This is a genomic window from Coleofasciculus sp. H7-1, assembly GCF_057473865.1.
In genome coordinates this window covers 1-18241 of sequence record NZ_JBYCCT010000084.1, presented here as the reverse complement: position 1 = coordinate 18241, position 18241 = coordinate 1, and the positions used below count along the sequence as shown (strand labels likewise).

Here is an 18241-nt window from a genome sequence, read left to right as displayed (position 1 = left end):
CAAAGGAACTTGGCTATGTTTAAATAATCCTAATCCGGGGTGTAGTAACTAACTCCAAAATTCTCTAGTATTAAGAGAAACAGCAAAGTTCCAATTGCTTACCATAATTGGAACTTTGCTGTTTGACTTTGCTATGCAAATTTGTAACTTCTTGCTAAGTAGAACAACTGAATTAAACCCTGTCATTTTGTAGGTTGGGCGATTGGTACTCAACCCAACATTGACAAGGGTTTGATGAGTTTCGCTCCTACCCATCCTACAAAATATATTAAGTCCGTCTACTTAATTCCCCGGATTCACAGGCTGCATTGGCCCCAAGTAGTTTGTCAAATAGGGTGAAAAAACTTCATAAATCAGCGTCAGGGGACGCCCATGATGCCAAAATAGGTAATGACGCCCCCAGAATGGTCCTGTTTGTCCAAAAGCAGATTCTAAAGCATCTGACTGACCATAGTAAATTCCCTGGACATCCCGATACAACTCGGTACGCAGGCGAGCCAAACTTGCCCAAATTGGCAAAGAACGGTTTTGTAAATACTCATCTACATGGCTGGCTTCCCACCAGGAAGTCGCGTAAGCCAGCCGCTGACCGGAGGTGGTACGCAGCCATACCTGTCGTCGCAACCTGGGTCCCGGTACAGCCTGGATTTGATTGGGTGCCGCATCAGCATCCATGCCAACAGGCGACATATCAATTACATCTACTTCGGTTGGTTCACCCGTCAAAAGCTGTAGATGACGGGTAGGGGAGCCATCTCCCAGTAAAAGCATCTGCCATGCTGGTGCTAGTTGTGTGTGAGGCAGTCCTTGCTGCACCACTTCTTCGCCTCCCTGCCAAAGCGGACTGAGAGCATACCAAGCTCTTGGTAGGGTAATGCTGTTTGTAGGTATAACAGTTGAAGTCAACGCTCTTTACAAAACTTCATTTTCTTATATAAAATCATAAACAATTTCTTGCCGGAAACCTATTCCAGCAAAAAAATTGAGTGGTGAGTTAAGTTTTTGTGCCATTTCAGAAATCAGGGCGTACTACGCACTGATGCGCTTACAGCACTGAGAACTGAGAAAATAAGAGAAAATAATGCGGATGGCGAGACTCGAACTCGCAAGGCAAAGCCACACGCCCCTCAAACGTGCGCGTATACCAATTCCGCCACATCCGCTTGCAGATATACCTATCGTAGCATCTTTTGGGCAATTTCGTTCTTTTTTGAAGAAACAAGACTTTTAATCAGCATCGACAACTGTGCCGATACGAGGTGATGCGATCTATATACTGTACTGATACTGAAGGCAACATCCTGAAATAATAATGATTGTTCCTTGCGCTACCCCATTTCTCTAAAAACTAGAAGATGCGTTTTTCAAAGATTTTAATTGCTAACCGAGGGGAAATTGCTCTCCGCATTCTCCGTACCTGTGAAGAAATGGGGATTGCGACTGTTGCAGTTCACTCGACGATCGATCGACACGCCCTTCATGTGCAACTGGCTGACGAAGCCGTTTGCATTGGTGAACCCCCCAGTATCAAAAGTTATCTGAATATTCCCAATATTATTGCGGCAGCTTTGACGCGCAACGCGATCGCTATTCATCCGGGCTATGGTTTTTTGGCAGAAAATGCCAGATTTGCGGAAATCTGCGCGGCTCACCAGATTTCTTTCATTGGTCCGACGCCGGAAGCGATTCGGGCAATGGGGGACAAATCCACCGCTAAAGAAACTATGCAACGGGCGGGTGTGCCTACAGTGCCGGGAAGTGATGGGATATTAATGTCCGATCGGGAAGCATTAGCGATCGCTGATGAAATCGGCTATCCCGTCATGATCAAAGCCACCGCTGGAGGTGGAGGGCGAGGAATGCGTTTGGTGCGGGAAGAAAGCGAACTCGGCAAGCTCTTCCAAGCTGCACAGGGAGAAGCTGAAGCCGCATTTGGCAATCCTGGCGTCTATCTAGAAAAATTTATCGAGCGTCCTCGCCACATCGAGTTTCAAATCTTAGCCGATAACTACGGCAACGTGATTCACCTGGGTGAACGCGATTGCTCTATCCAACGGCGTCATCAAAAGTTACTGGAAGAAGCCCCCAGTCCAGTTCTCAGTTCAGAACTGCGCCAAAAAATGGGCACTGCTGCTGTCATGGCTGCTAAGTCTATCAACTACACGGGTGCCGGGACTGTGGAGTTTCTGCTTGCACCCTCTGGGCAATTTTACTTCATGGAAATGAACACTCGGATTCAAGTCGAACACCCGGTGACAGAAATGATCACTGGCTTAGACTTGATTGCCGAACAAATCCGCATTGCTCAAGGTGAGAAATTGTCGCTGACTCAAGATGGGGTAGTTCTCCGAGGTCATGCCATTGAATGTCGAATCAATGCGGAAGATCCCGACCACAACTTCCGCCCTCATCCGGGGCGGATCAGCGGCTATCTGCCCCCCGGTGGCTTTGGTGTGCGTATGGATTCCCATGTCTACACGGATTACGAAATTCCGGCCTACTACGACTCTTTGATTGGCAAATTAATTGTCTGGGGTAGCGATCGCCCTACCGCAATTAAGCGGATGAAACGGGCACTGCGGGAATGCGCCATCACGGGTTTACCCACGACCATTGGTTTACATCAAAAAATTATGGAGACACCGGAGTTTTTACAAGGCGAGGTTTATACCAATTTTGTTGAGCAGTTAATGCAGTCGCAGCAATAAGTAAGGAGTGGGGAATCGGTAATTTTTTTCCGCTACCCGCTCCTACTAACCTCCAAAGCGCTTTAATGAGTATGAGCAAACATCGTCAGCAGTCCTTGCTGACCCAAGAGGATCTCTCGCAGTAGGCTAAAGATCCCCACCCAAATGATTGGCGTAATGTCCACACCACCGATAGGCGGCACAATTTTCCGCAATGGCACTAAAAAGGGTTCTGTAGGCCAAGCAATCAAGTTAAAGGGAAGGCGATTTAGGTCTATCTGGGGATACCAGGTAAGGACAATCCGAAAGATAAACAACAAAGTCATCAAGCCCACAAGCGGGCCAAGAATCCAGCTAGCAAGCGAAACAGCGTCCATTGGTTCTCAATCAAGAAATTTCCAGTGTCATGCAACTGGCGTGGCAAGGCACAATAGTTAAAGTTTTGTAACCAAATCTCTCATTATTCTAACGCAGCATGGCGCTGAATCCTATTCAGCCAGACTGCTACAGAGGTATAAAGAGACTAGCAACAAAATGAAGCGAGGAATAGGCTTCTCAAGTTCATAACATATCGTTAAAATTGATCAAAAGAAATCGTTGTCAAAGAGAGCCAAAAAAAATGACGCCTTCATTAGCGAATTTTCTCTATAGTCTGCTCTGGGGTGCTGTAATTGTTGTCATCCCAGCCACAGTGGCGCTGATCTTTATTAGTCAAAAGGATAAAATCCAACGTTCCTAGATTGCCGGAATAGCCGGAAACCTCAGTTTATCGAGAGAGTAATTATTAAATTAGTTGCTCGATCTAAAAAAACTGAGGTTTTATATGTTAGAGGGAGAAGAGCTGATGCGAATCGCAGCCGCGCCAGTTTCTGCCCGCTCATTCTCCTGCTGACCCAGGATACTTAGAATTAAAATTCCCAACCTGCGTACCAATTTCTGCGGTTAACTCGTTAACATAGATTTGTCTTGGGAAAACAGCAATGGTAAACTTCGGGCTTAACTCAGCCAGTCTTCTGGGTATTTTTCTGGCAGTGGCAGGGGCAGCACTGTACTTTTTGCGTACCGTGCGTCCAGAGCTAGCGCGAGACCACGATATCTTTTTTGCAGCGGTTGGTCTCTTGTGCGGCTTCATTCTTTTATTTCAGGGATGGCGACTCGATCCGATTTTGCAATTCGGTCAGTTTCTGTTGACCGGCTCTGCTATCTTTTTTGCATTTGAAAGTATTCGGATGCGGGGAGTGGCGACGGAGGTAGCAAAGCGGAATACGCAAATTGTGGACGAAGAGCGCCCCGTAAGCCGCGTGTATCGAGCCGAGTTGGATCAACTCGAACCGATGGATGAGGAACCGCCGAGACGCCGGATTCGGGGAACGCAAGAATCTCGCAATAGCCGGACGGTAGAAACTTACGAGGATGAACCGCGTCGCCGTCCATCCAGTCGCAGTAATAGTAATTCTGAAAAACTGGGGCAAGGAGATCGCCCTCGCAAGCCTCGTCCCCGTCCAACAGAAACTCGCCCAACCGAACAGCCTGACAATTGGGAAGTCTCAGACACATGGGAGGAAAAACCGCCTCGCAGTAGCCGTCCCAGCTCGACTCGTCCACCCAGCCGAGATCCAGAGACTGCCGCCAAGCCAAGAAGAAGTCGTCCACCTAGAGGAGAATCGTCGGAGCGATCGCCCAATCGGGAGAATCGGGAGGATGTAGAAGCAACCCCAACCGACTATGTGGACTACAAACCGATAGACTACCCGGAAGACGAAGGGGACAACTCCAGCAATTTTGACCAAGAATGAGTCTGGTAAGGGCGTTGTCTTCGTGTCCGCCCCGCGTTTTATGAGACGCGGCTGGTTCATTGGGTCGGGTTACTTTTGCAAGCAACAATGCAACTTTGATGTGAAAAGATTGACGTGCGGTCTGGGAATCCATACCTGGGTCAAATGGGGAATCTGGTTTAGCATGGCTGGGTTAGTCGTCGCCTGTACCCCAGTCAATCGCTCAACAGGGCCAGTTGCCCTCAACAGTCGTTATACAGATGAGCAACCGGCTTTGAGTGGCAATGGTCGGTTGCTTGCCTTTGTTTCTAACCGCAATGGCAGCCGACAGATTTGGCTGTATGACTTGCAACAGCGGCAGTTTGTAGATGTACCGCGCTTGAACCGACAAGACGCGATCGCCGAAAATCCCAGTCTCAGTCAGAACGGTCGTTACATTGTCTACATTGCCAGCGACCAAGGACGCCCGGAAGTGGAACTTTACGACCGCAGCACCAAATCTTCGCAAATTCTCACGATGGGCTATCGCGGTTGGGTGCGAAATCCTAGTATTAGTCCAGATGGTCGCTATATTGCCTTTGAAAGCGGCAGTCGCGGTCAGTGGGACATAGAGGTGCTAGACCGGGGGTCTAATATTGAGTTAGATATCCCCGATGGCAGCCCATCTGCCTCTCCCTGAGCGTGAAACGTAACCTTGTTCTATCAGTATTTGTTGCTTTAGCCAGTTTATTGAGTAGTTGTACTGGCTCAGGTCGTCTCGTGAGTTTTCCCTTTGATTCAGGAGGGCGAAGTTTAAATAGCCCAGCCTCTGACATCAATCCTCAAATTGCCAGTCGGTACATCGTCCTGATTTCTGACCGGCGCAGCAGTCAGGATGTTTATCTTTTCGACACGGTGGATCGGCGTTTAATTGATTTGCCAGGATTAAATTCCCTGGATGCGATCGCATCTCACCCGGCTGTTTCCGCTGATGGTCGTTACATTGTCTTTGCTGCAAGTCGTCAGGGTCGGTCGGGAATCTACCTCTATGACCGCGAAACTCGCCAGTTAAGGAATCTCGCGGAAAACGTGCAAGCAGAAGTGCGAAATCCAACGATTAGCGCCGATGGCAGGATGATTGCCTTTGAATCTAGTGAAAATGGTCAGTGGGATATTGTGGTTATCGACCGCTCTGGACAACCGCTGAATCTTCCAGCACCTCCTTGAGGATAAAAGTGCTAAGTAGTGTGTAACAAGTACTGAGAAAAAATAAATAAGTAGGTAGACATAATTAAACTCGCACATCTGATGTAGGGAATGGTTGAGGCAACGTTACCCAACGCATGACAGGGGTTTGATGGGTAACGCTTACAGGACTTACGCAAATATCACCACATCTCTTGGGCAACCACAAGGGGATTGAACCGACAAGAACGCTATATGTATAAGCTTTGCGTAAGTCCTGGCTTAGTCGCTCTACCCATCCTACAAATAGTTATATCCATCTACTTACTCGCTTATTCTAATCCGCAACTTTGGCGAATCAGGTGATATTTTTAGCTTGTACAGGCGGGCTTGGTTCGTGTAGTCGCGCTTCGCAGTTACAGTCATCAGGTATTTAGGCGCAAGTGATATGAAATGGCTAATTAACTGGCGCTGGCTGACAATTTTATTAACAATGGGGATGACTGGTTGTCTTGACACCCAGCTATTCAACCCGCCGCAAATACTCACTGGCGGTATCAACAGCCAGACGCCCGACGAACATCCCGCCTACAGCAGTGACGGTCGCTATCTCGCCTTTGCTTCTGACCGCAATAACAATCGAGACATTTTCCTCTACGACTTGCAGCAACGCCGTCTCGTCGATCTCCCCAATATCAATCGTCGCGACTCCAGACAGGATCAACCTGCTTTGAGTGCGGATGGTCGATTTATTGCTTATGTTTCTAGCGAGCGAGGCAAGACGGATATCTTTGTCTACGACCGTCAAACTCAACGCTCCGAACTGCTCACCAGCAGCATCCGAGGCTCGGTACGCCATCCTACTATTTCCGGCGATGGTCGCTACGTCGCGTTTGAAACTAGCCAGCTAGGGCAATGGCATATTGCAACTGTAGAAAGAGGAACTTCAGCGACAAATTCAGGCTCTTTACAACAGTAGAAGATCAATGAAATTAGCGAGATCCCGCACGAGCGCGGCATCCGCTTCTTCTATAGAAACAGCTTCGCCTAAGAGCGATCGCTGCTAAATATGCTAGACCAGTCAAAAAAGCTTAAAAAAATTAACATAATGAGTACCAAAGTTCTGCGTATTGCCACTTCGGGCATCATCGCAGCCACAGCTGCCATTGGTGCTAATGCCATCGACGCGATCGCTCCCTTTAACTGGCAACAGCCAAATATCGCTGTTGCCCAAGACGCTGAAGAACAAACAAATATTCAGGTTTATAAACGCGCCAGTCCAGCGGTGGTATCCATCCAGGCTGGTGACGGCAGTGGCAGCGGTAGCATCATTAGCCGAGACGGTCTGGTGTTGACTAATGCTCACGTTGTGGCAAACGGTCGCCAAACTGTCACCGTTATTCTCTCAGATGGCAGAAGACTTCCAGCCGATATTGTTGCTTTTGCTAACAATAGTCTCGACTTAGCAGTTGTGAAAATCCGAGGACAGAACAATCTACCTACCGTAGCGATCGCTCCTGCAAACTCCGTACAAGTCGGTCAGCGGGCGTTTGCGATTGGGAACCCTTTCGGTCGATTTCAGGGAACTTTCACCGTTGGCATTGTCAGTCGGATTGACCAACAGCGCGGCTTGATCCAAACCGATGCAGCCATCAACCCAGGCAATTCCGGCGGTCCCCTTCTCAATAGCCAGGGAGAATTGATTGGCGTCAATACTGCCATTTTTACCAGCGGTCAGAGTGCGGGAAACATTGGCATCGGATTTGCGATTTCTGTAGACCGGGTGCAGCCGTTCCTGACCGCAGTGCGCCAAGGACGCGCCCCTACAACCGCTCAACGGCAACAACCCGCTTCTGGAAGACAACCACCTAAATCCATCGCCCTAAATGGTGCCGTTATCAATGCCACCCTTAGCAGTGGTGACAATGTTTTACAAGCTGATAACAGCTATTTTGACCTTTACACCTTTCAGGGGAGAGCCGGTCAGCGAGTCAAAGTTGATATGGCTAGTCAGCAGATTGACTCCTACTTAATTCTGCTTGGTCCCAATGGCAATGAAGTTGCCCAAGACGATGATGGGGGCGGTAGGGGAAACGCCAGCCTTGTGGCGACACTGCCTGCAAGTGGCACTTATTTAATCATTGCCAATTCCTCTGAGGGAAGACAAGCGGGTGCTTACCGTCTTCGAGCAATGGCAACCGCTGCGAGCGATCGCTATCAAACTTCCCAAAATCGCTTGCTTATGCGGCAAGCTGGCATTCTGGGTCGGGGTGCCAAGGTGCTTTCTGATGGTAGTTTGTTCCAGGAATATTCCTTTCAAGGTCGTGCCGGTCAGCCTGTGACAATCGCCCTTGCCAGTCCTGATTTTGATACTTATCTGATTTTGGTCGATCAAAATGACCGGAAGATTGCTGAGAATGATAACATCAGCCGCAGCAATCCCAATTCTCAGCTGAGTGTGACTTTACCCCGAACAGGCGTTTATCGTGCGATCGCCACCGCCTCAAATCCGCGCGGTCGAGGTCGCTATCTCTTAACAATTCGTTAAGCGCGAATCTGCACTGGCATCACTAAGTAAGTCATTTTTAGACCTCCAAGCGGTGTCAGAATCACCGGACTATTCCCTGTATTCATCTGTATTTGAATCTCGGAGGATTGCAGCGCCTTCAGTCCATCCCTGAGATAGGTGATGTTGAAGGCAATCTCTAGATCCTTTCCTGATATTTGTGCAGGTAGAGATTCGCGTCCGCTACCGACATCCTGTGCTTCCACTGATAAGGCAACCTGCTGGTTGGTGCTGTCTATCGTGAATTTGACAAGATTATTTTTTTGGTCAGCTAGCACGGCAATTCGTTCTAATGCATTGAGCAGCTGACGCCGATCGATTGTCACCTGCCGCTCAAATTGTTGCGGAATCAACTGACGATATGCGGGATATTGCCCTTCTAGGGTGCGGCTAGTCAAACGTTGATCTGCTAACTCAAATACGACCTGCCCTTGGTCAAGATGGAGAGCGATCGCTTCCGCCGACTGGCGCATCCCTAAGATTCGTTCCAGTTCTCGCAGTGCCCGCGCTGGAATCGTGACTTCTAACGGAGCTGTCTGACTAATCGCCTCAGAGGGTTCTTCATCCGTTTGACTTTGGTTAGTCGTTTCGACAACCGATAAACGATGACCATCGGTAGCGGCAAATTCTAAGTATTCTGGCTTGACTGTTAAATGGATGCCCGTGAGAACCTGCTTCGTTTCGTCCGGACTGGTGGCAAATAAGGAACCCCGCAAGCCCTCAATTAATGCGGCGGCAGGCAATTGAGCAGCTTCGCCATTTTCAATGACTGGCAGTTCTGGAAATTCTTCGGCTCCCATTCCCCGGACTTTATAACGCCCAGAGGCAGAAGTCAGCGTGGCAATAATCCCTTCGCTCGTGGCTTCCTCCCCTTTATCCTCTAAAGTAATTTCTCCCTCTGCTAGACGGGAAACAATATCGTTTAACAGCTTCGCGGGTAACGTGAGAAAACCTTCCTCTTCCACTTGTGCGGGAAAGCTGGTCTGAATGCCAAGGCTGAGATCGAATGCCGTCAAACTGACAAGCTGAGTTTTTTTGTTAGCTTCCAGCTTGACATTTGCGAGGACAGGATGTGTCGGGCGCGATGGCACTGCTCGGCTGACCAGAGAAAGGTTGGTACTGAGATCGTTTTGGGTGCAAACCAGTTTCATAGAAGTTCAACCTTGGAGTTGTTCAGCCAACCGAACGCGAGAGAGCGCGGTACTTTTGGCACAGAAAGAGATCGTAGCACCCTTGTCCTCAGCAATCCAGATTCCCCTGCTTACCTACCTTGGCGAAAACTACTACTGTTTTAATTAATTTTAAAAGAATCGTAGTAGGGGCTGTGGAAAATGTGGAAAAAGTTGTCAAATGAATTTCCTGTATATGTTTTAGAGCTTAATGAATTGTGGAAACTTTGTGGAAAAAAGGAGTTATTTTCCTACAAGGTATTTATACTTGCGATCGTTTTCCCCTGAAGACACAAAGTTTTTCACGGCTTTACCACAAGCTTTTCCACAGAAAATTAGGAGTTTTCCACAACCTTTCCGGACGTTAATCATTCTTTACAATTAGTTTCAGAAAACTTAAGTTAAAGGGTACTGGCTGGCTGTTAGAGAAGGATCAGGATTTATTTTGGCTTCTTGCACAGCATATTAATGCGATCGCTGAGTTGGCGTAGCGTTCTAGCCACATCGGGATTGCTATCCTTCAACTGAGTAATTTTCTCGCAGCTATACATTACTGTGGTGTGATCTTTACCCCCAAATTCCTCACCAATCCTGGGTAAACTCAGATCCGTGTGCTGACGCATTAAATACATACCAATTTGTCGCGCCCAGCTAATTTCCCGACGGCGAGAATTACTTTTTAAATCTTCAATTGGAACATCAAAGGTTTCTGCGATCGCCATCATTACCGCCTCTGGAGAAGCCGCTACTTTTTCCGCAGGCGGATTCAAAACTGGGGCAATATTCCCGACAGTCATCGGTAAACCAGAAATCGAAATATAAGCCACAGCCCGAATTAAAGCGCCCTCCAATTCCCGAATATTTGAAGTATAATTAGTCGCTATATATTCAATAACATCTCGCGGTAATCGCATATTTTCATATTCTGCCTTTTTTTGCAAAATTGCCATCCGTGTTTCTAAATCTGGGCGCTGGATATCGGCAATTAACCCCATAGAAAAGCGGGAACAAAGGCGTTCTTGCAGCCGGGGAATCTGATTAGGAGGGCGATCGGAAGCTATTACTACTTGCTTTCCAGCTTCGTGTAAAGTATTAAAAGTATGAAAAAATTCTTCTTGAGTGTATTCCTTTCCTTCAAGAAATTGAATGTCATCCACTAACAGTACATCGGCAGCTCGATAATGTTCTCGAAACCGTTGCATACTGTCTTTACGAATCGCTGCAATCAAGTCATTTGTAAACTGTTCGGTAGAAACGTAAAATATTTTAGAATCCGGGTGAATTTCTAAACGGTAATGCCCGATTGCTTGCATTAAGTGAGTCTTTCCTAGCCCAACACCCCCACACAAAAACAATGGATTAAACTCACGTCCCGGAGATTCTGCCACAGCTAAAGAAGCTGCATGAGCCATCCGATTATTAGAACCGACAACAAAGCGTGAAAAAACGTATTTAAGATTTAATTCGGTCGGTCTGGGACGCTGGTTCGGCGTAATTTCTGCAATACTGGTTTCTATCGGCAGCGACCAGGAGATTTCGGCATCACCAGCGCTAGAGACTTCATTTCCTTTGGCAACCGTGATGTGAATTTCCACCGGCTGTCCCAGAATATCTTGTACGACATCAGCAATTGTTTTGATGTAATATTTCTGCAACCAATTCCGGGCAAACGGGTTGGGTGTGCAAATCACCAAGCAGTTATTTTCCAGCTCTTGAGCGCTGGCAGTTTTGATCCAAGTTTCAAAGGTGGGACGGCTCAGTTGTAGCTGTAGACGCTCCAGCACCTGACTCCAGAGCTGTTCAAGAGTAATATCCACGGCTCACCTCTACCGCTTTGTGCATGCATAGTATTATCCATTCTTGTGAAGAGCGATCGCTTCTTTCAACTTCTCCCAACTATGACTGAAATCCTGCCAATCACTCAACTCGGCAATCCCATCCTGCGCCAATCGGCTCAGACTATCGAAAATGTGCGCTCTGAACAGATCCAAAAACTGATTAATGACCTAATTACAACCGTTGCTCAAGCAAGCGGCGTTGGCATTGCAGCACCCCAGGTAGCTCAATCTTATCGCTTGTTCATCATGGCATCTCGTCCTAATCCCCGGTATCCCACCGCCCCTGAGATGGAACCAACCGCCATAATAAATCCTCGCATCATTGCCCACTCTGAGGAGGTGGTGAAAGGCTGGGAAGGTTGCCTCAGCATTCCAGGGATTCGAGGGTTGGTTCCCAGGTATCAGGCGATTGAAGTTGAATACACCAGTCGGGATGGCAAATTGCATCGCCAACAATTAACAGATTTTGTCGCCCGGATCTTTCAACATGAATCCGATCATCTAGATGGCATCGTGTTTGTAGATCGTTTACAGAGTACGCACGATATGATGACCGAACAGGAATATCAGAACCGAATTATTCAAAAAGCTCCAGATGCCCTTTGATTACAGTAAACACGACAAGCGTTCCTCACTTAAAGAACAGAAATTGTGTTTACTGTAAAAATGACGTGCCTGGTTGTTTTGAAAATGAACGCTGGTATCAATGCGCCGAACACCCAACTGGCGTAATTCCTTCTTGAGGGAAGCGAGCAGTATCGAGCCAATTCCCTGATTTTGCCTACCTGTTGCCACAAATACATCATCTAGCTTGGCAACTACTGCCCCTATCGAAGTAGAAATAGCGAAGCAGACTACACAGATGCCCACGGGTTTATTGCTATCATAAGCCATCCATACAAGTCCAAGCTCTGGGCGCTGCAAAAATAGCTCAAGGGCATTTTGTAGAGCTATACTCCCACCATCACCATAGGTTCGGCTACTGTCAAGATAATATTCGTCTTGAGTAACATCTCCTACACTCATCGGAGTACCGATAGAGTGTAGGCTGCTCAGAGACTCTTCATTGAAGACATTGACTGAGCTTTAAGACCGTGTGCCCCACGGTTCTTTATGTTTATAGCCGCGTTTAAATCCCGACACAAACTGATTTGACATACAGGACAGTTGTGCATTCTTTGAGATAGCGGCTTTTTGACCTTGTGACCACAGCTTGAGCATTCAAGGCTTGTGCCGAATGGAAGTACTTCTACTACACACAACCCAGCATTTTCGGCTTTGGCTGTTAGTATTGACATGAATTGTCCCCATCCAGCATCATTCACACTTTTTGCCAATCTTGATTTAGCGAGTCCTTTTATATTCAACTTTTCAACAGATATCACATCGTATTCGTCAAGTAGTGATTTAACCGTTTTAAAGTGGAAGTCTTTCCTAGTATCAGCAACTTTTTTATGTTGAATTCCTAGCTTTTTAATTGCTTTTTTGCGGCGATTAGAACCTTTTTTTCTACGAGAAACACGGCGCTGTGCTGACTTTAACTTGCATTCAGCTTTGCGTAAATATTTTGGTGCTGCAATTCGGGTATTGTCAGAAGCGACATAAAAATCTATCAACCCTACATCAATACCAACAATATTATCAGCATCAAAATCATGCTTGATAGTTGGAACTGTTTGATCGTCAAGGCTTAGAGTAACATAATAACCATCTGCTTTTTTGGTAACAGATACAGTCTTAATATCAAAGCCGTCAGGTATTTGACGATGAACAATTACTTTTACGTCCCCTATTTTTGAGAGAGTAATTTTATTATTGGCAAAATGATGTTTTTTAAATTGTGGATACGTAAAAGTCTTGTATTGTCCAGCGCCTTTGAATCTAGGTCTACCTGATTTTTTACCGTTAGCATCACCTTTCAACCATCTATCGAAAGTTATCTCAACCTTTTTAGGTACTTCTTGAAGCACTTGAGAATGAATATCTTTATACCAAGGGCGGTCTGCTTTCAGTTGAGTTAGGGATGATTTTTGGTTGTAATAATTGGGTTGGTCTTTTAGTTCGGGTAAATGACAGATTAACGAACATCTATCAATCGAACAGCGATTCATCTCATACCAATCAAATCTTTGAGCTAGCAAATAATTATACTGATACCGTAGCATTTCGAGCGTTTTATCAATTTTGTCAGATTGTTCTTTATTAGGCTTGATTTTGTACTGGTATGAGATTCGCATTTATTTTGGCTCTTCCGTAGTTGGTATGCTAAATTATAGTCAAGAAGCGCCACAAGCTATACTAGCCATAAATTTAAGCCAATTTAGCGTTTATTAAATAGAAAATACAGTCCAAAATTGTTATACCTTGCTAGGTAAGCCTTTCAAGTTTTGGGATCAACTTTTTAGCATACCAAGTAATGAAGAGCCTTTATTTTTTTTGATTCGACCTCCTTATATAGTAACATAAACGTACTGGCGCTGTAGTTACTTAATGAAAACAAAAACATTGAATTTGCGGATTTCTGAACGTAGGTTAAATAAGCTACGGTTATACTCAGCACAAAAAGATAAAACTATGACTCAGATACTAGAAGACTTTATTGATTCCCTTAAACTTGAGGCTGGCAATTCGTCACCGACCAACATTTCTGATTGAACTGCGTTCAATATCGCTCGTTGGTCACTTCCTCATTGCCCAGAATTCATCTCACACCTCACCCTGTACTCAGGGGAGTGTGAGATGAATTCTGTTTGAAGCTAAGGAATTCACCTAATAACGCAAAGGCATCGCGCAACAACTCCTTTGTCATTTTTTGACACTCGATCATGGTTCCTAAACCTCTAGACCTGGTTGACTGACAAAACTGCAAGAAAAGGGAGGTTCAACCCTTGGTAGAAGGGCATTTCCGGTTTATTGTGAAAGTTACCACACAACCACAGGAACCGATGAAAACCTCCCAACTCTATCATCAACTACACACCTTGTTAGGTCAATCCATGACTTGGGCAGACCAGCGACATTTACAAACGCTGATTTGGATGGTGATTGGCTTAGTCTGTAGCGAATGTATTAACTTAACCAAATGGACGATTTATGTGAAAACTCGCGCCGTTTTTGCTCAAAGTCATCAACGACGCTTCAGTCGGTGGTTTCATAATCCTCGCATCAACGTGCAACGACTCTATAGTGGTCTGATTCAAACTGCCTTGAGTGGATGGGGAGTTTCAGAGATCACCCTGATTGAAGATACGTCCATGCTCTAGAATGAGTACTGTCTGATTCGCCTCTCGGTACAATACCGAGGACGGGCAGTGCCCCTGGCGCAGGCGCGTAATACGACATGGCAGTAGCAGTGTGCGCTTTGAGATGTATCAGGCGATGTTGAAACGAGCCGCTCGTATAGTGCCTCCTGGGAGTTCAGTGTGTTTTCTGGCAGACCGAGGCTTTGCGGACACAACATTAATGAAGTATTTGCGAGATGAATTGCACTGGCATTTTCGGATTCGAGTCAAGAGTAATAGTTGGATTCACTCGTGTCGCAATGGGTGGATACAACTCAACCAATATCACCTGGCGTTGGGTGAAGTCGTGCTTCTCCAAAACGTCAGTTTGACTAAAACCCATTCCCTCGAACACCTCCATCTGGCTTTGGCACGCGACCCTCTGAGTCGGCAATTGTGGATGGTTGTCTCCGACCAAACCACGACACTACAAACCTTTTTTGAGTATGGCGAACGCTTTCAAATTGAAGAAGAACTGCTTGACGAAAAATCGAATGGCTTTCAACTCGAACGTTCTGAACTTCGCTCTGCCCCTGCCCTGTCCCGTCTATGCTTGGTGATGGCAGTGGCAACCTTGCTTTTGACGGTACAAGGTATTGAGGTGGTTGCGGCGGGAAAACGTCGTTGGGTAGATGCTCACTGGCAACGGGGCAATAGCTACCTGAGAATCGGTTGGAATTGGCTCAAGGGTGTTTTGCATCAGGAATGGCAATTATTTCCAACCATTTTCTTGTCTGGCAGAATTGATCCAGAGCCTGCATCTGCGTCAAAAAACAAACACAAAAGCAATTGGATCGAGAATTTACCATCAAATCTTACAGCTTTGATTCTTGAGTTTTGTCAGTCAACCAGCCTCTAGACCGAACCGCTTACATCCGCTCTAGTACGGAAATCCCAAGCAACGATAATCCCAGCTTCAGAGTTCGCGCAGTCAAATCGCATAGAACTAATCGAGATGTTCGCTGAGGTTCATCGGCTTTAAGCACCTGACACTGGTCGTAGAATTGATTAAACTTCTGACTCAGTTCAAATAGATATTGACAAAGGCGATTGGGCAGCAAATCTTGTTCAACGTCACTAACAATTTCGCTCAGTTGTAATAAATGCTTTGCTAGCACAAGTTCTGTTTCTTCCTGCAACAGAGTTTTGGCATTTGCTCCCAATTTCTCAAAGTCAATATCACCTTTGCGGCTAATTCCCTGAATCCGGACATAGGCATAGAGTAAGTAAGTTGCTGTGTTGCCCTCTCGAGCTACCATCTTCTTGGAGTTGAAGATATAGTTGCTGTTCCGGTTTTGGCTCAGGTCGGCATACTTGACACAACTAATGCCAACTATCTCAGCAACGTGGGCAATGAATTCTTCTGTTTCCTTGCGCCCTTCTTCTTTGAGTCTTGCTTCCAAGTCTTCACAGGCAGACGCGATCGCTTCATCCAGCAAATCCCGCAACCGTACCGCCTCTCCAAAGCGAGTTTTTATCCTCTTTCCATCTTCCCCCAACACCAAACCAAAGGGAACGTGTACCAACTCTAAATTATCCGGAATCCAGCCAGCCCGTTGCGCTACCTGAAACACCTGAGTAAAGTGATTTGCCTGTCCAGCATCTGTAACGTAGATAATTCGATCGGCTCGATCTTGTTCAATCCGGTAGCGTAAGGCTGCCAAATCAGTAGTGGCGTAGTTATAGCCTCCATCAGACTTTTGGACAATCATGGGCAAAGGTTCACCCTCTTTGTTGGTAAACCCTTCCAGAAATACGCATTTAGCCCCATTGTCTTCCACTAACAAGCCCGACTGGGCAAGGTCTTTCACCACTCCTGCTAACAAGGGGTTATAGAAAGATTCTCCTCGTTCTGTTAGATGGACATCAAGCCGATCGTAGATCATCTGAAACTCCCGTCGGGACTGTTCGCACAGCAGCTGCCATGCCCGCCGAGACTCTTCGTCACCCGCTTGCAACTTGACTACTTCTTGTCGGGCAGTTTCTTGAAACTTCTCATCCTCATCAAACCGCTGTTTTGCTTTGCGGTATAAAGCCACTAAATCGCCCAAATCTATAGCATTAGCAGTCGTCAAAGCTTCTGGGCAAACTTCCCGTAAGTAAGCAATAAGCATTCCGAACTGCGTTCCCCAGTCGCCCACATGATTCAGCCGCAAGACATCGTGACCCCGAAATTCTAAAGTTCGGGAAATACAATCTCCTATGATCGTTGAACGCAAGTGCCCAACGTGCATCTCTTTAGCAATATTAGGGCTAGAAAAATCCACGACTACCCGCTGAGCATTTTTTGCCTTGCTGACACCCAACTGGGAATCTACCTGAATAGCACCTAGCTGCGCTTCCAAATATTCTGGTTTCAGGGTGAAATTAATAAAACCAGGACCAGCGATTTCCATTGGTTGGCAGATATTGGTTACATCTATATGCTCAACGATTTTTTGTGCGATCGCTCGTGGCGGCTGACCCAACTGTTTAGTTAGGGACATTGCCGCATTCGACTGATAATCACCAAACTTGGGATTGCTAGCAGGCACTAGCATTGGGTCTACCCCAGCATAGTCACTGCCAAAAGCGGCAACTAAAGCCTGCTCAAATCTATTTTTAAGTTGTTCAAGGGTAGAATTCATTGGGTTTTCCCGAAACCTCAGGCAGCATACTTCTCTCCTCCATCGTACTAACGTCTATGTTCATACTCAAATCGAGCCATGTTGAGCGAGTAATCGGGGCGCTACTGGAGATGTAATCTACGCCAGTTTCAGCCACGGCACGAATAGTTTCTATAGTAATGTTGCCCGATGCTTCAATCTTGATCCGCTCATTGCTGTGGCGAATTATCTGCACTGCCTGCCGCATCATCTCCACCGGCATATTATCCAGCATGATGATATCGGCTCTATGTTGTAAGGCTTCTTCCACTTGAGCCAGCGTTTCGGTTTCTACTTCTATAGTCAGGGGATAAGGCATATGCAAGCGGATACGAGCGATCGCTTCTCCAATCCCTCCAGCCACAGCAATGTGATTATCCTTAATCATCACTGCATCATCTAACCCCATACGGTGGTTAATCGCTCCTCCCACCTGCGTTGCATACTTTTCTAATATTCTCAGCCCTGGAGTAGTTTTGCGGGTATCCACCAGTTGAGCTGGCAAATCCGAAATTTGGTTAACGTACTTGCGGGTGAGTGTAGCAATGCCACTCAGACGCATAGCTAGGTTTAAGGCAACTCGTTCTCCAAGCAGCAGGGCATCTAGCGAACCGTGAATTTGAGCAACCAACTGCCCCCGCTGGCACTGTTCCCCTTCAGCGACAACAGGAACAAAATTAACACTATCGCTCAAAAGCTGGAATATCCGGGTAGCCATCGGCAATCCAGCAATTACTCCTGCCTCTTTAGCAGTCCAATCTGCTTGCCCAACACGTACTTCGCCGCTTAACAAGCCTTGAGTCGTGCGATCGCCCCGCCCAACATCCTCTAACAACCAGCTGCGTAACAGCGGGTCTAACACGATTAAGAGGGGTAGAACAGCGCTTGGACTCACCACTTCTCTTTTTTCCTTACCTTTGTAGAACCTTCCAAAAACAACTTAGCCCAAATAGCTCTCTGGCAGCGGTTTTTGAGCTGCACAAATTTTTTTTTTCAAAACAGTTGACAGAGTTGGTAAGAGGTTGCTACATTAATAAAGCGGTCGGGAGAGCAAGCGAAAGTGAAGCGACACCGAAGCGCACCGAACCTAGAAAAAATAATAGTTTGAAAGCCAAG

At 46.6% G+C, this 18241-nt stretch carries 18 protein-coding genes and 1 tRNA gene; 10 read left to right on the top strand and 9 right to left on the bottom strand.

From position 1 onward, the window contains the following. Positions 1–282 precede the first annotated feature (282 nt). Together AC2VDX_RS24290 and AC2VDX_RS24285 are read right to left on the bottom strand one after the other, a co-directional pair. Positions 283–906, bottom strand: coding sequence for a chorismate lyase (locus AC2VDX_RS24290; protein WP_378181320.1), 624 nt, complete (start codon positions 904–906; stop codon positions 283–285). Between the two features lie 176 nt (positions 907–1082). After that, positions 1083–1163, bottom strand: a tRNA-Leu gene (locus AC2VDX_RS24285). A gap of 192 nt (positions 1164–1355) precedes the next feature. On the opposite strand from AC2VDX_RS24285, the gene accC reads away from it, so the two are divergent. Further along, positions 1356–2708 carry an acetyl-CoA carboxylase biotin carboxylase subunit gene (gene accC / locus AC2VDX_RS24280; RefSeq protein ID WP_378181323.1) on the top strand — a complete coding sequence of 451 codons (1353 nt, stop codon included), beginning with the start codon at positions 1356–1358 and terminating at the stop codon, positions 2706–2708. 62 nt (positions 2709–2770) lie between these two features. On the opposite strand, the gene AC2VDX_RS24275 is transcribed toward accC, so the two are convergent. Next, positions 2771–3064, bottom strand: coding sequence for a YggT family protein (locus tag AC2VDX_RS24275; RefSeq protein ID WP_378181326.1), 294 nt, complete (start codon positions 3062–3064; stop codon positions 2771–2773). A gap of 242 nt (positions 3065–3306) precedes the next feature. On the opposite strand from AC2VDX_RS24275, the gene psbX reads away from it, so the two are divergent. The 6 genes from psbX to AC2VDX_RS24245 all read left to right on the top strand — a co-directional run bounded on the left by psbX (position 3307) and on the right by AC2VDX_RS24245 (position 8174). Next, positions 3307–3426: a photosystem II reaction center X protein gene (gene psbX / locus AC2VDX_RS24270; protein WP_190410189.1), complete on the top strand. Its 120-nt coding sequence runs from the start codon at positions 3307–3309 to the stop codon at positions 3424–3426. A gap of 241 nt (positions 3427–3667) precedes the next feature. Further along, positions 3668–4483, top strand: a complete 816-nt coding sequence (locus AC2VDX_RS24265) for a Ycf66 family protein (protein WP_378181329.1) — start codon at positions 3668–3670, stop codon at positions 4481–4483. 100 nt (positions 4484–4583) lie between these two features. Beyond that, positions 4584–5141, top strand: a complete 558-nt coding sequence (locus tag AC2VDX_RS24260) for a TolB family protein (RefSeq protein WP_378181332.1) — start codon at positions 4584–4586, stop codon at positions 5139–5141. Between the two features lie 2 nt (positions 5142–5143). Beyond that, positions 5144–5668, top strand: coding sequence for a TolB family protein (locus AC2VDX_RS24255; protein ID WP_378181335.1), 525 nt, complete (start codon positions 5144–5146; stop codon positions 5666–5668). Between the two features lie 451 nt (positions 5669–6119). After that, positions 6120–6605 (top strand): TolB family protein, encoded by a 486-nt coding sequence (locus tag AC2VDX_RS24250; RefSeq protein ID WP_378181380.1) that lies wholly within the window; start codon positions 6120–6122, stop codon positions 6603–6605. A gap of 129 nt (positions 6606–6734) precedes the next feature. Beyond that, positions 6735–8174, top strand: a complete 1440-nt coding sequence (locus tag AC2VDX_RS24245) for a trypsin-like peptidase domain-containing protein (protein WP_378181337.1) — start codon at positions 6735–6737, stop codon at positions 8172–8174. Here the strand turns inward: AC2VDX_RS24245 and dnaN are convergent. Beyond that, positions 8171–9343, bottom strand: a complete 1173-nt coding sequence (gene dnaN / locus AC2VDX_RS24240; protein WP_378181340.1) for a DNA polymerase III subunit beta — start codon at positions 9341–9343, stop codon at positions 8171–8173. The genes AC2VDX_RS24245 and dnaN overlap by 4 nt on opposite strands. Positions 9344–9801: 458 nt before the next feature. Continuing rightward, the gene (gene dnaA, locus AC2VDX_RS24235) at positions 9802–11178 is read right to left on the bottom strand and encodes a chromosomal replication initiator protein DnaA (RefSeq protein WP_378181343.1); all 1377 of its coding nucleotides are present in this window, start codon (positions 11176–11178) and stop codon (positions 9802–9804) included. An 81-nt stretch (positions 11179–11259) separates the two neighbouring features. Here dnaA and def point away from each other — a divergent pair, with 81 nt between their 5' ends. Beyond that, positions 11260–11805: a peptide deformylase gene (def, locus tag AC2VDX_RS24230; protein WP_378181346.1), complete on the top strand. Its 546-nt coding sequence runs from the start codon at positions 11260–11262 to the stop codon at positions 11803–11805. Here the strand turns inward: def and AC2VDX_RS24225 are convergent, their stop codons facing one another. Both AC2VDX_RS24225 and AC2VDX_RS24220 read right to left on the bottom strand, forming a co-directional pair. Beyond that, entirely contained in the window at positions 11806–12225 is a 420-nt protein-coding gene (locus AC2VDX_RS24225; protein ID WP_378181349.1) for a GNAT family N-acetyltransferase, read from the bottom strand. 26 nt (positions 12226–12251) lie between these two features. Beyond that, the gene (locus tag AC2VDX_RS24220) at positions 12252–13436 is read right to left on the bottom strand and encodes an RNA-guided endonuclease InsQ/TnpB family protein (RefSeq protein ID WP_378181352.1); all 1185 of its coding nucleotides are present in this window, start codon (positions 13434–13436) and stop codon (positions 12252–12254) included. Positions 13437–14114: 678 nt separating this feature from the next. Here AC2VDX_RS24220 and AC2VDX_RS24215 point away from each other — a divergent pair. Together AC2VDX_RS24215 and AC2VDX_RS24210 are read left to right on the top strand one after the other, a co-directional pair. Continuing rightward, on the top strand, positions 14115–14462 hold the full coding sequence (locus AC2VDX_RS24215) for a hypothetical protein (RefSeq protein ID WP_486928254.1): 348 nt from the start codon (positions 14115–14117) through the stop codon (positions 14460–14462). Between the two features lie 199 nt (positions 14463–14661). Continuing rightward, complete coding sequence (locus AC2VDX_RS24210; protein ID WP_378181357.1) at positions 14662–15339, top strand: hypothetical protein; 678 nt, start codon at positions 14662–14664, stop codon at positions 15337–15339. 10 nt (positions 15340–15349) lie between these two features. Here AC2VDX_RS24210 and argS read toward each other — a convergent pair whose 3' ends face one another. Further along, on the bottom strand, positions 15350–17107 hold the full coding sequence (argS, locus tag AC2VDX_RS24205; RefSeq protein WP_378181360.1) for an arginine--tRNA ligase: 1758 nt from the start codon (positions 17105–17107) through the stop codon (positions 15350–15352). Continuing rightward, entirely contained in the window at positions 17091–18020 is a 930-nt protein-coding gene (gene nadC, locus AC2VDX_RS24200; RefSeq protein ID WP_378181363.1) for a carboxylating nicotinate-nucleotide diphosphorylase, read from the bottom strand. The genes argS and nadC overlap by 17 nt, the downstream gene beginning before the upstream one ends. Positions 18021–18241: the final 221 nt, after the last annotated feature.

What these genes read in the sequence shown, in the direction of transcription:
- accC (WP_378181323.1), top strand. Translation starts at nt 1,356, where the DNA reads ATGCGTTTTTCAAAGATTTTAATTGCTAACCGAGGGGAAATTGCTCTC.
- AC2VDX_RS24275 (WP_378181326.1), bottom strand. Translation starts at nt 3,064, where the DNA reads ATGGACGCTGTTTCGCTTGCTAGCTGGATTCTTGGCCCGCTTGTGGGC.
- psbX (WP_190410189.1), top strand. Translation starts at nt 3,307, where the DNA reads ATGACGCCTTCATTAGCGAATTTTCTCTATAGTCTGCTCTGGGGTGCT.
- AC2VDX_RS24265 (WP_378181329.1), top strand. Translation starts at nt 3,668, where the DNA reads ATGGTAAACTTCGGGCTTAACTCAGCCAGTCTTCTGGGTATTTTTCTG.
- AC2VDX_RS24250 (WP_378181380.1), top strand. Translation starts at nt 6,120, where the DNA reads ATGGGGATGACTGGTTGTCTTGACACCCAGCTATTCAACCCGCCGCAA.
- AC2VDX_RS24245 (WP_378181337.1), top strand. Translation starts at nt 6,735, where the DNA reads ATGAGTACCAAAGTTCTGCGTATTGCCACTTCGGGCATCATCGCAGCC.
- dnaN (WP_378181340.1), bottom strand. Translation starts at nt 9,343, where the DNA reads ATGAAACTGGTTTGCACCCAAAACGATCTCAGTACCAACCTTTCTCTG.
- def (WP_378181346.1), top strand. Translation starts at nt 11,260, where the DNA reads ATGACTGAAATCCTGCCAATCACTCAACTCGGCAATCCCATCCTGCGC.
- AC2VDX_RS24225 (WP_378181349.1), bottom strand. Translation starts at nt 12,225, where the DNA reads ATGAGTGTAGGAGATGTTACTCAAGACGAATATTATCTTGACAGTAGC.
- AC2VDX_RS24220 (WP_378181352.1), bottom strand. Translation starts at nt 13,436, where the DNA reads ATGCGAATCTCATACCAGTACAAAATCAAGCCTAATAAAGAACAATCT.
- AC2VDX_RS24210 (WP_378181357.1), top strand. Translation starts at nt 14,662, where the DNA reads ATGAAGTATTTGCGAGATGAATTGCACTGGCATTTTCGGATTCGAGTC.
- argS (WP_378181360.1), bottom strand. Translation starts at nt 17,107, where the DNA reads ATGAATTCTACCCTTGAACAACTTAAAAATAGATTTGAGCAGGCTTTA.